We start from the raw sequence: 13,482 nt of genomic DNA, 5'->3' as shown, positions 1-13,482 counted from the left end.
CATGGCCCTGCGCCCCTATCGTGGCACCAGGCTTGGCTCACCCGAGGCCCCCTCCCAGCGCCTTCAGGGTCACTCGCAGAACCCCTCCCGACCTGGGGAAACGTCGAGCACTAGAGAAACGGCCTGCGGCGCCCGACAAGGCGAAACCGCAGGCCAGTGGGCATGCCGTTGCGCCAGAGGCTCCGAATTACGCGGAACGCGGGTCTGGTGGCCACCGAGGAACTCTTGCCGGTCTCACCGCGCGTGCGGTCGGCCGCACCGGCGGGGTGGCCCGTCGATGGCGACCACCTGGGCGCTGAGCTGTCACATCCTGCCGAACGACTGCCGGGACAGCGGGCGGTGGCCGATCCGCACTCTTCCGCACTCCGAGGTCACCGAGCCGGAGGGCCTGAACCGCGGCGACCTGAACCTCCTGAACCTCGCACCGAAGGGGGTCAGTCTGGCGAGTCCCCGGGTTCGTCGGCCGGCTGGTGGCTATCCGGTGAGTGCAGCCCGCGATCGCGGATGAGGTATCCGGCATGCAGCCGGTTCCTCGCCCCGAGAACCTGCAGGATCTCAGCGATATGCCGCTGGCACGTGCGCAGGGATATTCCGAGCCGCCGTGCGATGACCTTGTCCTCGATGCCCTCCACCAGGAGATGGATGATCGTCTCCTTGATGTCTCTGGAAATCGACTCGATCTCGGCACGCTGGTAGCCGCCGCTGAAGGGCGTCCCGCGCGACCAGGCGCGCTGGAAAGACCGCCGCATGAACGTGACGACACTCCGATCGAGTACCAGGACGTACTTGTTCGCGGCTGCCGCCTGCTCGATCAGCGCGGCCTTCTGGTCGAAGGCCGCAAGCTTCATGAACCCGTCGCTCCGAGTGCGTACTTGAGCTCCCATCTCGACCATCGAGCTGACGTGCTCGGCTGTTCCCGAGGTGAATCTGGCCGAGTGCTGGTAAAGGCACCGAATCACCACACCGCGGCGCAGCAGCGACTCCGCACGGGCCTGCACGGCATCCAAGTCCGCCTGCGAATGAACGTTGCCTGGGCAGGAGAGCAGAACCTCCTCCTGTGACTTCTCGACCAGTTCGTCGATGACGGCATTGGCGGAGTCCGCAGAGGGGAGGAACTCGATGGCCGACCTCCGGACGGACTGCTCGTAGTCCGCGTTCACGTCATTGAGCAGCTCGTGGGCTTGGTCGACCTGGTCCGCAAGCTGCTGGATCTCGCGGAGCAGCGGAGTCACCACCTGGATTCTGGCGACATCAGGACTTACTGCCGCCAGCCTTGCCTGGCTGTCGGCATCGCGCTCGACCAAATGGTACTTACGCAGCGTCCGTAAGACCCGGGACGTTGTGGTGGGCGGCAGACCGGTTTGCGCCGAAACTTCCTCTATGGAAGCCGACCCGTGGGCGGCCAGGTGGCGATAGACCATACGCGCGTCGGAGTCGAGGATCGGGTGGTGATCTTGTAGGTCCGTGGGCATGCCCCTCGCTCTCCCGCCGTGCGGCGATGCGACGGGGTGTTGATCTTGAACCATCCCCCGAGCACGGCCATTCTTCTATCTGACGCACTTACAGCTTGCCTAACTATAAGCCTGGCTCATCGCCACCCCCTGCGGCGCCCATCTCACTGTCCGATCTCGACTGGTCACTGACTGTAGTTGTCGGCTTTCTTTGAATGCATTGATGGAGTCGTCGCGACATAGGCGAATGAATTAACGGTCCGACCCGGTCGACTGTCTCCGGATGCCGTTGTGAAAGAGGCGCAGCTTGTTGTACAAGAACGCTTATGAAATCATGAGTGAGCACCACTTTCTCAGTCTTCCCGAGTTACTCAAGAAATGTGACGTGCATCTTAAACTGGAAGGCGTCAACCTTGCCGGGTCGATAAAACTCAAAGCCGCCCTGAGAATGGTCGAGGAGGCTGAGCGTAGCGGACGCCTGGAATCGGGAGGACATATCATCGAGTCCTCCTCGGGTAGTCTCGGTATTGCGCTCGCCATGATTGCCGCGATCAAAGGCTATACGTTCACCTGCGTCGTGGACCCGAACATATCGCGCACCTCGCTGGCGGCGATCCGTGCGTTCGGTTCCTGTGTCATCAGGGTCGACCAGCGGGACGGCAACGGCGGTTATCTGCAGTCCAGGCTCGCGGTCGTCCAGCAGTGCCTGCAGGACGACCCGAAGATCGTATGGCTGAACCAATACACCAATCCGGCGAATCCCGCAGCCCATGCCGAGGGTACAGCGGCGGGAATTCTCCACCAGTTCCCGCGAGTGGACTACCTGTTCGTCGGGGTCGGGACATCCGGTACACTAACGGGCTGCTTCGATCACTTCCGCAAGCATTCCCCGGACACCCGGATCATCGCGGTCGACGCGACAGGATCGGTGACTTTTGGGGGTCTGCCACAGGCCCGCCGCATTCCGGGGCTGGGCGCCAGCACCCCTCCGCCGCTCTTTGCCCGCGGCTCTGCGCACAGGCATGTCCAGATCGACGAGTTCGACGCGATCCGGTGCTGCCGAATGCTCGCCAGGAACTACGGCTATCTCGCCGGCGGATCGACGGGGTCGATCGTCGCGGCCATTCTCTCCATGCGCTCGGAAATCGAACCCGGGTCGGTGGTCGTCGCGCTCTCTCCCGACACCGGAGACCGCTATGTCGACACCGTTTACGACGATGACTGGGTGAGGTCCTGGTATGGCTCGGAAGCGCTCATTCCGATGGCGCTGGACAACGAGCTGAAAGCCAGTCTGCGATAGCGACCGCGCCAAGCACCCCAGAAGAGGAAAGCCATGAAATTCGACATAGTCAGCGGCCCGACCGTGCGCCGGATCATCGAGGAGCGGCGCCCGGACGTCGTCGACGCCGTCCGGGAGACGTACCTGGAGCACCACCGCGGCCGTTCGGTCAATCCGAGCAGCCACTTCCTGAGGTTTCCCGACAAGCCGAATGCACGCATTATCGCGCTGCCGGCGTTCCTGGCGGAGCACGACCTGGCCGGGATCAAGTGGATCAGCAGCTTCCCGGACAACATCGAGAAAAATCTTCCGCGCGCCTCCTCGGTCCTGGTCCTCAACGACTTCGCGACCGGCTACCCCTTCGCCTGCCTTGAGTCGTCGCACATCAGCGCGGCGCGCACGGCCGCTTCCGCCGTGCTGGCCGCCGAAGGCGTCATGGGCGCCAAGAGCGCGGCGCGGGTGCTGTTCGTCGGCGCTGGCGTGCTCGGCCGGACCATCGCAGACTTCCTCCTCGACCAGCAGTGGGCCATCGGCGGCTGCGAGGTCTACGACCTCAACGAGACCTACGCGCAGGCGCTGGCCGACCACATCGGCCGCGCCGAGGTGCCCGCGCATGCCGCCACGGACATCGCCGCGGCGTTCGGACGCGCCGATCTGGTGGTGCTCGCGACAACGGCGGCGCAGCCCTGGCTCACCGATCCGGACTGGCTGCGGCCCGGGCAGTGCATCCTCAACATCTCTCTGCGCGACCTGTCGCCCGAGGTGATCCTGGCCGCGCGCAATGTCGTGGACGACATCGACCACTGCCTGACCGCCAATACCTCTCCGCACCTCGCCGAACAGGCCGTCGGACACCGGGACTTCATCGACGGGACGATCGCCCAGGTCCTGCTAGGCGAGATCAAGCCGCAGCCGGACCGGCCGCAGATCGTCTCGCCGTTCGGCCTCGGAGTCCTCGACCTCTCCGTGGGGCGGCACGTCTACCAGGTGGCCTCGGACGAGGGGGCCGTGACCTCGGTGCCGGACTTCTTCGGGCGGGCCGAGCGGTGGGAGCGCGCGTGACCGACCTTGCAACCGTCGGCCACGACCAGGCGGCGATCGAGAGGCTGGTCACCGGCCATATGCGCCGCTTTCCGTGGTACGCGGACCTGGTGCGCCGCAGCGGCGCAGCGTCGCACGCCCTGGACAGTCTTCCGCTGCTTGACCAGACGGTGCTGGAGGCGCACTACTACGGGGCGCCCGCACTTCCCGACGCCGACACGTTCCTGACGTCCGGCACATCCGGCGGCTTCCGCAAGGCGATCCAGTACTCGGCGAGTGACGACGACGCCTATGTCGCCCAGCGCCGTCGTCTGTTCGCGGACTTCCTGGCACCTCTACGCAAGGGGGCGGTGGCCGTCGCCGACCTCGGCACGGGCCACGCGGCCGCGTCGGCTCGCCGCGTCTTCCTGGACCTCGGGCTGGACGCACGGGACATCGACTTCATGTCGCCGCTTCAGGAGCATGTGGCCAAGCTGAATGCCTGGCAGCCAGACGTGCTGTTCACCATGCCGATGATCCTGGACCAGATCCTCCAGGCCGTGCCGGGGCTCACCGCCCGGCCGCGTAAGGTGATCGTCGTCGGCGACTTGGCCCCCCCAGCCTGGCGGGAACATGTGGCGACGCGCTTCGGCATCGGGGTGGAAGACGTCCTCGACATCCTCGGCAGCATCGAGATCGGCGCGATCGCGTACCTCGACACCCGGTCGGGACGCTACGTCTTCCACGATCACATCATCGCCGAGGTCATGGATCCCTCGCCGGTCGACGGCGAGCCCGCGCGGTGCCGCGACCACGGCGACGGAGTCCTGGTGCTGACCTCCCTCGCGCGCGACTACTTCCCAGCGGTGCGCTACGTGACCGGAGACCTGGTCTCCGGGCTGGCCCGCACCGAGGTGGACGGACGGGTGGTCACCACCTGCGAGCGGCTGCTCGGACGCGTCAACGGCGACGTCAAGCACGGCGAGCGCATCAGCAGCTACGACCTGGGCCAGGCCGTCGCGCGGGTGTTCCCGGGCCGTCCCTTCGAGGTGAGCGAAGACGGCGGCACGCTGTGCGTGCGGATCGTCAGTGAGGGGATCACCGACGAGCAGCGGCAGGCGCTGATCGGAGCCGTACGGGCGGCAGCGCCCGATGTCGCGAACATGATCGACTCAGGTCTGGTGGGGGCGATCGCGGTCGTTCCGATCTCGCTGCAGGAGCTGCGGTCGGGTCGCGGCAAGCGCCGGTTCAACCTTTCGGAGGCCTGACGTGTGCGGTATTGCGGGACAGGTGGTCTTCGGACGGCCACCCGTCGGTGCGGACTTCGTCGGTGCGGCGTGCGCCGCGATGCGCCACCGGGGGCCGGACGAGACTGCGGTTCACCGGCATGGGGCCGCCACGCTCGGGATCGCCCGACTACGGATCATCGGGCTGGTCGGTGGCGAGCAGCCGGCCCGGGACGCCGCCGGCTCGGTGGCCTGCGTGGTCAACGGGGAGATCTACAACCATCGCGCCCTGCGCACCCTGCTCGCCGCGCGCGGCCGTACGGTGACAGGGACCAGCGACGCGCACGTCGTGCCCGAGCTGTACGCGGAGTTCGGCGACTCCTTCGTCGACCACCTGTCGGGGATGTTCGCGATCGCGCTCTACGACACGGCACGGGAACGCCTTCTGCTGGTCACCGACCGCTTCGGCAAGAAGCCCCTGTTCTATGGGGAGCCCAGCGGCGGCGGGCTGGCCTTTGCTTCCGAGCTTCCGGCGCTGATGACCTGTCCGGGCATCGATCGCGAGGTCGACCCGGTCGCTGTCGACCAGTACCTCAGCTACCGCGTCATCCCGGCTCCGCACACGATCTATCGCGGCGCGTCCAAGCTGCCGCCCGCGACGATGATGGTCGTCGACCGGGAGGGCATCCGCCGGCGCACCTACTGGACCCGGCCCTTCGACGGTTCGCTGCGCGGCACGCCGACCGAGGACATCGTGGACCGAGTTGACGCGCTGCTGCGGCAGGCGATCACGGACCGGCTGAAGTCGGAGGTTCCGCTCGGCGCGATGCTCAGCGGTGGACTGGATTCCTCGCTGGTGGTCGCGCTCGCCCGCCGCACGCTCGGTGACGGCCTGCACACCTTCTCGATCGGCTTCGACTCACCGCAGTTCGACGAGCGTCGTGAGGCCGAGGCGGTCGCCGCGTACTGCGGAACCCGGCACCACTACCGCACGGTGCGGCCCGACGAGGCCCGGAACGTCGGCGACCTGATCCTGCGGCACATGGGAGAGCCGTACGGCTTCCCTTCGGCCATCGCCTCCTGGGCGATGTACGAGCTGGCGAGCCGACATGTGACGGTCGTACTGACCGGGGACGGCTCCGACGAGATGTTCTGCGGCTACGCCCGGTACCAGCGCCTGCAGGCATCGCAGCGCACCGGAGACCTGGCCGACCGCTACGAGTCCGTTCTGTCGGACGGTGTGCCCGGAGACGTCAAGGCGGCTGTCTACCATCCGCAGTTCCGCGACCGCCTGCCGGAGTTCCCGCGCAACTACCTGCGGGACCGGTTCGCGCGTACCGAGGAGTCGGCCTCCGACCTGGAACGGGCCATGCAGGTCGACGCCACCTTCTGGCTGTCCGACGCCCAGCTGGTGAAGATCGACCGCATGGCCATGGCCCACTCCGTCGAGCCCCGTAGCCCGATGCTCGACCACAGCCTGGTCGAGTACGTCCGCGGTATCCCGGCCGAACTGAACCTCGAGTCCGGTGTTGAGAAGCAGATCCTCAAACAGGTCGCGGCCCGGTACCTGCCGCCCAGCACGGTCAAGCGACGGAAACAGGAACTTGCCGTGCCGCTGGAGGAGTGGCTGACCAGCACGCTGCGCCCCCTGATCACCGACACGCTGCTGTCCGAGGCCTCGCTGGAACGGGGTTACTTCGCCCCCGACCGGTTGCGGCAGTTCGTCACCGCCTACCGGCCCGAGCACAGCTATGCGCTCTGGACCCTCTACATGCTGGAGCGCTGGCACCGACTCGGCCTCGACGGCCCTCCGGAGGCGGACACCGCGGAGCCCACCGTGGCCCTCTTCCACGCCTCATGAGACGAAGGAGACGAGAACGTTGAACGACACCCGCAGCGGCAGGTACGAGGTTGGTCCGGTGGACGGGCTGGGCGAGCAGCCGCACCTGACGATGGCGAGCCCACGCCATGAGTCCGCCGAGATCGCCGAGTTCTTCGACGGCGAGGTCGAGGAGGCCCTGACGCGCTACGGGGCGCTGCTCTTCCGCGGCTTCGGGATCGCCGACGACGAGGAGTTCTCCGCCCTGGTGAGCTCGCTGGCCCAGCAGGAGCTGCAGTACCAGGAGCGCTCGACGAAGCGGAGCCGGAAGGCCGGCAACGTCTACACCAGCACCGAGTACCCTGCGGCAAAGACCATCGCCTCCCACAGCGAGAACTCGTTTCAGTTGACGGTGCCGGGCAAGATCCTGTTCTTCGCCAAGCGCCCGGCCGAGACCGGCGGCGAGACGCCCATCGCGTGCAACAGGCGGATTCTCGAACGGCTCGACCCCAACGCCCTCCACGAATTGCGCAGCCGTGGTGTGCGTTACGTCCGCAACTTCGACGGCGGCTTCGACCTCTCCTGGCAGGAGGCCTTCCAGACTGATGACCGTGCGGAGGTCGAGGCGTACTGCCGGCGCAACGCCATCGACTTCATCTGGGTCGCCAAGGACCACCTGCGGACCGAGCAGCAGCGGCCGGCCACCCGCCGTCATCCGCGGACCGGTGTGGAGGTGTGGTTCAACCAGCTCCACCTGTTCCACTCCTCCAACCTCGACGCGGCCATGCGCCAGGCGCTTCTGAACAGCCTCGGCGTCGAGGGTCTGCCGCGTAACGCCCTGTTCGGTGACGGCACCGAGCTGAGCGACGACCTGGTCGAGCACGTCCGCGCCGCCATCACGGCGTCCGAAGTCGCCTTCCCGTGGCAGCAGGGAGATGTGCTGATCGGCGACAACATGCTGATCAGCCACGGCCGCAGGCCGTTCACCGGTGCCCGTGAAATCAGGGTCGCCCTCATCGACCCGATCGAGTTCACCAAGGAGTGACAGTGCAGCCGAACGACCGCCGACCCACGCTCGACCAGCGGCTCTCCGCCCTCGCCGCCACCCACCCCGACCGCGTCGTCGCGGTCGACGACACCCGATCACTGACGCTTCGTCAACTGGACGGGGAGGTCGACGCCCTCGCGGAACGCATCCGTGACGTCGCCGCGCCCGGCTCGCGGGTGGCCGTGCTCGTCGCCCGGGGCGTCGACGCCGTGGCAGCACCCTATGCGGTGTGGCGAGCCGGATGTGTGTACGTACCGGTCGACCTCGCCTGGCCACAGAACCGCATCGGGCGGGTGCTGCAGACAGCCGCCGACGCGGTCGTCGAAGAGCAGGACGGCAGCCTGACCGTCACCGCGCGCCGGAGCGCCGAGGGCCGTGAGGGCGATCCCGGAGAAGTCGCGTACATCATCCACACATCCGGCAGCACCGGTGCCCCCAAGGGCGTACAGATCTCCCACGATGCGCTGAACGCGCTCGTCGACAACCACCAGCGGCTCATCTACCAGCCGGAAGGTGTGCTCGACGGGCCGGTGGCGATGGTGGCCTCGACGGCGTTCGACAGTTCCATCGAACGCCTCGCGCTCGCAGCCCACGGCTACGCGGTCCATGTGCTGGGCGACGCCGTGCGCAGCTCGCCCGAGCGGCTGATCGCCTATCTGGCTGAGCACCGGATCGTCAACGCCGACTTCGTCCCGTCCCATCTGCGGGTCCTGATCGAGGCGGGGCTCCTGACCCGCGCGACGGCGCTGCGTCTGCTGATCGTCGGCGGTGAGCGGTTCGACGCCGAGCTGTGGGAGACCGTGGCCGCCTCGGACGTGTCCGCCTACAACGTCTACGGACCCACCGAGAACACCGTCAACACCTCGATCACCAAGGTCGTCGCCGGGGACCGGCCGAACATCGGCCGACCGCTTCCCGGTGTCGACTGCGCCATCGTGGACGCCGAAGGCCACCCTGTGCCCGACGGTGAAGAGGGCGAACTGGTCATCGGCGGCGCCCAGCTCTCGCTCGGCTACCTCGGCGAACCCGAACTCACCGCACGGGCGTTCCGGGAACTCGACGGTCGGCGCTGCTACTGGACCGGGGACCTGATGCGTCGTGCGGTCGACACGGACGCGCTGGAGTTCGTCGGCCGGGTGGACGACCAGGTCAAGATCAACGGCTATCGGATCGAACCCGAGGAGATCCTGCACAGCCTCCGCCACCTGCCCGGAGTGCACGAGGCCGCCGTGACCCCAGTCGAGACCGGGACCGGCCACAAGCTGCTCGCCTCGGTCGTCCCCTCGGATGCTGCCACGCCGCCCGACGCAGAGGCGCTGCGCGCGCAGCTCGCCGACGCACTGCCAGACTATATGGTTCCCGCGCACTGGATGGTGGTGCCCGAACTCCCGCTGACCACCAACTTCAAGCGGGACCACGAAGCGCTGCGCGCGCTGTGGCGCTCGCGCTCCGCCGGCGAACCCGCCGCCGAGGCGTCCGCGGCCGCCACGGCCGGGCCTGCGGACGACCCTGAGGAGGTGGTCCGGCAGGTCTTCGGTGAGGTCCTGAACGTGGAGGTCACCGACCCTGCCACGCACTTCTTCGCGGTCGGCGGCGATTCCCTCGCGGTCATGCGACTGATCGTGCTCCTGCGGACGAGGACCGGGGTGGAACTGGAGCTGGCGGACGTCATCAAGAACCCGACCATCGGGAAGCTCGCCGTGCTGCTAGCCGCGCGCAGCTCGGCCGGAGTGGCAGGGCATGAGCGCTGATCTGGTCTTCTGTCTCCCGCACGCAGGCGGCGGTAGCCACCAGTACCTGTCCTGGACGGCCACGCTGGACGAGGTGTTCACGTGGGTGCCGCTGGAGTACCCCGGACACTTCACCCGTGACGAGGAGCCCTGCTACGGGTCGTTCACGGACGCCGTCGCCGGGCTGGTTGAGGAGATCGAAAAGCAGGCGGTCGGCAGGCGGATCGGCCTCTTCGGACACAGCATGGGCGGATCGCTCGCCTACGAGGTCGGCCGTCTGCTGTCGGCGCGCCGCCGGGTGGTGCTCGACGCGCTGGTGATTTCCAGCGCCGAACCCCCAAGTGCTTCGCCCGCCGCCCGACAGCGCTATTTCGAGCTTGGTGACGAGGAGCTGTTGGAGCACCTGGAGAACCTCGGCGGCGTACGGAGCAGCCTGCTGGCGCGGAGCTTCCTCGCCGAGACACTACCGCTCATCCGCTCCGACTACCGACTGCACCACTCCTACCGTCCGGATGCCGATGCGTCGATCGACGTGCCCCTGCATGTGTGCTACGGCAGCGACGAGGCGATGACCAAACAGCGGGTGCCGGCTTGGCGCCGCCACGCGTCGGCACCTGTGACCTTCCACCGGTTCGACGGTGGCCATTTCTACTGGCAGTCAAATCCGATGCCGCTTACCGGTACTCTGCGGGAGATCTTCGGCCGCGGTCCCGAGCCGTCGGACGGAACAGAGATGAGGGGGCCGTCATGCCCACGCTGACGCGCAAGGGACACATCGCCGTCGTGGACGCCTACTCGGGCGGCCGGTACCTGATCGGCGCCTTCCAGGCGCTCGGGTACCCAGTGATCCACATCCAGTCAGGGCCGATCGAGTACTACGCCCGTGACAACGAGTTCGCCGCGGCGCGTGCCGACCGGCATCTGACGTTCGACGGGGACATCGACGGACTGGTCCGCACCCTGCGTGCGGCCTCTGTGCGCCTGGTATTGGTGGGCAGTGAGGGCGGTGTCCTGCTCGCCGATCAGTTGGCGCACCGGCTCGGGCTCCCGTTCCGGAACGACATCGGCCTGTCCACCGCCCGCCGTGACAAGTACGAGATGCAGGAGCGGCTCCGGCAGGCCGGTCTGGCGAGTACGGCGCAGGCGCGGGTGTCGGACACCGGCGAGCTCGATGCCTGGCTGGCCGGACGGAACGCCTACCCCGTGGTGGTCAAGCCGCTGCGCAGCGCGGCGACGGACGGGGTATTCGTGTGTCGGTCGGCCGAAAAGGCCCGGTCCGCGCTGAAGGACATCTTGGCCCGCCGTGACATGTTCGGGATGCCGAACAGTGCGGCGGTGTGCCAGGAGTTCCTGGTGGGCACCGAGTACGTGCTGAACGGGGTCGTCGGCGACGGCACGTGCGTGTTCACCGAGGGCTGGCGGTCCGACAAGGTCGACCACGCCGGAGCGCCCCTCTACGACACCCAGTACCTGTTCTGCCCGGGCGACCCCGGCTTCGAGGAATTGAGCCGGTATGTGAGCGACGTGTGCCGCGCGCTGGGCATCGTCAACGGCCCGTTCCACGCCGAAGTGATGCTCACCTGCGACGGCCCGGTGCTGATCGAGGTGGGCGCGCGCCTCGCGGGTGGCGCCGATCCCTATGTCATCGAGACCTGCCTCGGGCACTCGCAGCTCGGCCTGCTGGTCGACGCCGCACTCCATCCCGAGCGATTCACCGGGTACGCGCGGCATGCGGACCAGTCCGCCACCCGGCCCAAGCGGGCCGCCTACGTGTACCTGATCGCCAGGACCGAGGGCCAGGTCGTCCGAGAGGTGGAGCTCGACGAGTTCTTCCGCGTCGACGGGGTCATCCACGCCGACTACCGGTACGCGCTCGGTGAGACGCAGCAGATCACCCGGGACCTGGTCAGTGCGGCGGGCGTCGTCCTGGTCACGGCCGACGACCAGCAGCAGCTGGGCGCCGCCGTGCATCGGATCCGGGAGATCGAGGCCGCGATGTACGCGGCGAGCATCGAGCCGGTCGCCGTCAGCGCGGGCTGAAGCTGTCCGTGGGCTCACCCGGGGTCTGTCGCAGTCGGACGCAACCATTGCGGAGCGTTGTCGCAAGATGAGTGCAGAACACACCGACGCGCGGTCGACCGGCCAGGCTGTCCTGATCGGAACGAAGCTGGCCGAGGGCCACCAGACACTGGACCGACTCGGGATCCCCTACGCCTGGATCGTCGACCCGGTGGACGGTCCGCCCCCGCCGCCGGCGCGGCGCCCGGTCCGTGTTGTGGAGGCGCCATTCAGAGTGATCCTATGAGCGTGCTGCGGCCCCCGCTGCCGTCGGACATGTGCGGTGTCTTCTCGGTCACCGAAATGGGTTTCCGGCAGCGTTGGTCTCGGAGGTGCTGGGGCTGCCTACCGTGCCGACCCGATAGGCGCAACCCCCGCTCTCTGCTTTTGTCGGTGATGCTCCTCGGATCTTTGTGGTTGACGCTGATTGCTGTATTGGCGCCCTCGGCAGTGGCCCTCCCACCCATGGCACACCGAAGCAGTAGCCCATGACAAGGAAGGAATTCCGAAACTAGTTATGCCCGACTCAAATTCTTCTCCTTCTATCGGCATGGCTGGATTGCCTAAACCATACTGGGTTCTGTGGAGTGGCACGCTCCTGAATCGCATCGGTACAATGGTTCAGCCGTTCTTTGCCTTTTACCTGACGGGCACTCGGGGTCTATCGCCGGTCACGGCCGGGGCAATCATAACGGTCTTCGGGCTCGGTGCACTATTCTCGCAACTCATTGCGGGTTGGCTCACAGACAAGATAGGTCGGAGGGCCACCCTAACAATAGGAATGCTGAGCACCGCAGTGTGCATGCTGTCGCTCGGCTACAGCACCTCGCTAGTTGCCATACCCATCAGTATGTTTCTTCTCGGGTTGGCGATAGACATCTATCGGCCTGCTTCGAGTGCATTGGTTGCCGATCTGGTCCCGTCGCCGCTGCGCCCACGCGCATTCGGGCTGCTATTTTGGGCAGTCAATATCGGGTTCACAGTAGGTGTGCTTACTGGCGGATCCCTTGCCGCAAACTCGTACCTCTGGATGTTTTGGATCGATGCGACCACCTGTGCAATATTTGGCGTGTTGGCGTGGTTCGCGCTGCGTGAAACAAGGGACCAGGCCCCACCTCGGGCGGCGGGAAGCTTTCGAGAAGTGTTGCGTGACCGTGCGATGGTAGGCTTCACTCTTGTTACATTGGGATATAACTTTGTTTACCTTCAATCCCTGGTTACTCTGCCAATGGTCATGAAGCATGGAGGGCAGTCGCCCTCGGCGTACGGCGTAGTGATGGCTGCTAATGGCGTGATTATCGTGGTTTTGCAGCCGCTTGTTGTTAATTTTCTTGGCCGCCTCAACCATAGTAAGGTTTCGGCAATCGGAATCTGCCTCGCCGGTACGGGATTCGGCCTCACCATCCTCGCATCATCTGTGGGTGGATTTGCAGCAACCGTGGTCGTGTGGACTCTTGGCGAGATCGCCGTGACAACGGTTGGCTCTACCATTGCTGTTGGCATGGCGCCACCTCACCTCCGTGGTCGTTATAGCGGCCTGTATGGTTTCGCTTCCGCGGTTGCTGGGTTGATTGCTCCGCTGTTTGGCGCTCGTCTTCTCGCGATCAGCTCGGCCGCGTTGTGGACCACTTGCGCGACCATTTGCCTCATCGCAGCAACTGGACAGATGATGCTCGCTTCGGCCGTGGAACGGCGCACCACTGCTGCCCAGCAGGCCGCAGAAGCGAACGCGGGAAGCGCTGCGACGGCGGCCTAACCTCGATTCGTCTGTGGTCTGACGTCGTCGCCGTGAACGGCTGGGTGCCCGATATGTCCCTCGCCGTGTGGGGACAGGTCATCGCATGCGCTGCG

General features: G+C 66.5%; 10 protein-coding genes. 9 read left to right on the top strand and 1 reads right to left on the bottom strand.

The features are described 5' to 3' along the window. Positions 1-434: 434 nt before the first annotated feature. Entirely contained in the window at positions 435-1,472 is a 1,038-nt protein-coding gene (locus AB0N14_RS38665; protein ID WP_366030392.1) for a helix-turn-helix domain-containing protein, read from the bottom strand. Between the two features lie 286 nt (positions 1,473-1,758). On the opposite strand from AB0N14_RS38665, the gene sbnA reads away from it, so the two are divergent. From sbnA to AB0N14_RS38620, 9 genes are all read left to right on the top strand, one after another. Next, positions 1,759-2,751, top strand: coding sequence for a 2,3-diaminopropionate biosynthesis protein SbnA (gene sbnA / locus AB0N14_RS38660; RefSeq protein ID WP_366030391.1), 993 nt, complete (start codon positions 1,759-1,761; stop codon positions 2,749-2,751). 33 nt (positions 2,752-2,784) lie between these two features. Then, a complete protein-coding gene (gene sbnB, locus AB0N14_RS38655; RefSeq protein ID WP_366030390.1) occupies positions 2,785-3,792 on the top strand; it encodes a 2,3-diaminopropionate biosynthesis protein SbnB in 1,008 nt (335 codons plus the stop codon). Then, complete coding sequence (locus AB0N14_RS38650) at positions 3,789-5,018, top strand: hypothetical protein (RefSeq protein WP_366030389.1); 1,230 nt, start codon at positions 3,789-3,791, stop codon at positions 5,016-5,018. Before sbnB ends, AB0N14_RS38650 begins: the two co-directional genes overlap by 4 nt. A 1-nt stretch (position 5,019) precedes the next feature. Then, positions 5,020-6,837 carry an asparagine synthase (glutamine-hydrolyzing) gene (gene asnB, locus AB0N14_RS38645; RefSeq protein ID WP_366030388.1) on the top strand — a complete coding sequence of 606 codons (1,818 nt, stop codon included), beginning with the start codon at positions 5,020-5,022 and terminating at the stop codon, positions 6,835-6,837. Between the two features lie 19 nt (positions 6,838-6,856). Continuing rightward, the gene (locus tag AB0N14_RS38640; protein WP_366030387.1) at positions 6,857-7,840 is read left to right on the top strand and encodes a TauD/TfdA family dioxygenase; all 984 of its coding nucleotides are present in this window, start codon (positions 6,857-6,859) and stop codon (positions 7,838-7,840) included. Between the two features lie 2 nt (positions 7,841-7,842). Then, the gene (locus AB0N14_RS38635; RefSeq protein ID WP_366030386.1) at positions 7,843-9,594 is read left to right on the top strand and encodes a non-ribosomal peptide synthetase; all 1,752 of its coding nucleotides are present in this window, start codon (positions 7,843-7,845) and stop codon (positions 9,592-9,594) included. Next, positions 9,584-10,333 carry an alpha/beta fold hydrolase gene (locus AB0N14_RS38630; protein ID WP_366030385.1) on the top strand — a complete coding sequence of 250 codons (750 nt, stop codon included), beginning with the start codon at positions 9,584-9,586 and terminating at the stop codon, positions 10,331-10,333. The genes AB0N14_RS38635 and AB0N14_RS38630 overlap by 11 nt, the downstream gene beginning before the upstream one ends. Next, a complete protein-coding gene (locus AB0N14_RS38625) occupies positions 10,321-11,613 on the top strand; it encodes an ATP-grasp domain-containing protein (RefSeq protein WP_366030384.1) in 1,293 nt (430 codons plus the stop codon). Before AB0N14_RS38630 ends, AB0N14_RS38625 begins: the two co-directional genes overlap by 13 nt. A 535-nt stretch (positions 11,614-12,148) precedes the next feature. Beyond that, entirely contained in the window at positions 12,149-13,387 is a 1,239-nt protein-coding gene (locus tag AB0N14_RS38620; protein WP_366030383.1) for an MFS transporter, read from the top strand. The last annotated feature ends 95 nt before the right edge of the window (positions 13,388-13,482 follow it).

This window comes from Streptomyces sp. NPDC051104, from assembly GCF_040682835.1.
Classification (GTDB): domain Bacteria; phylum Actinomycetota; class Actinomycetes; order Streptomycetales; family Streptomycetaceae; genus Streptomyces; species Streptomyces cynarae.
The sequence above is the reverse complement of the archived record's forward strand: the minus strand, read 5'-3'. Positions and strand labels throughout refer to the sequence as shown.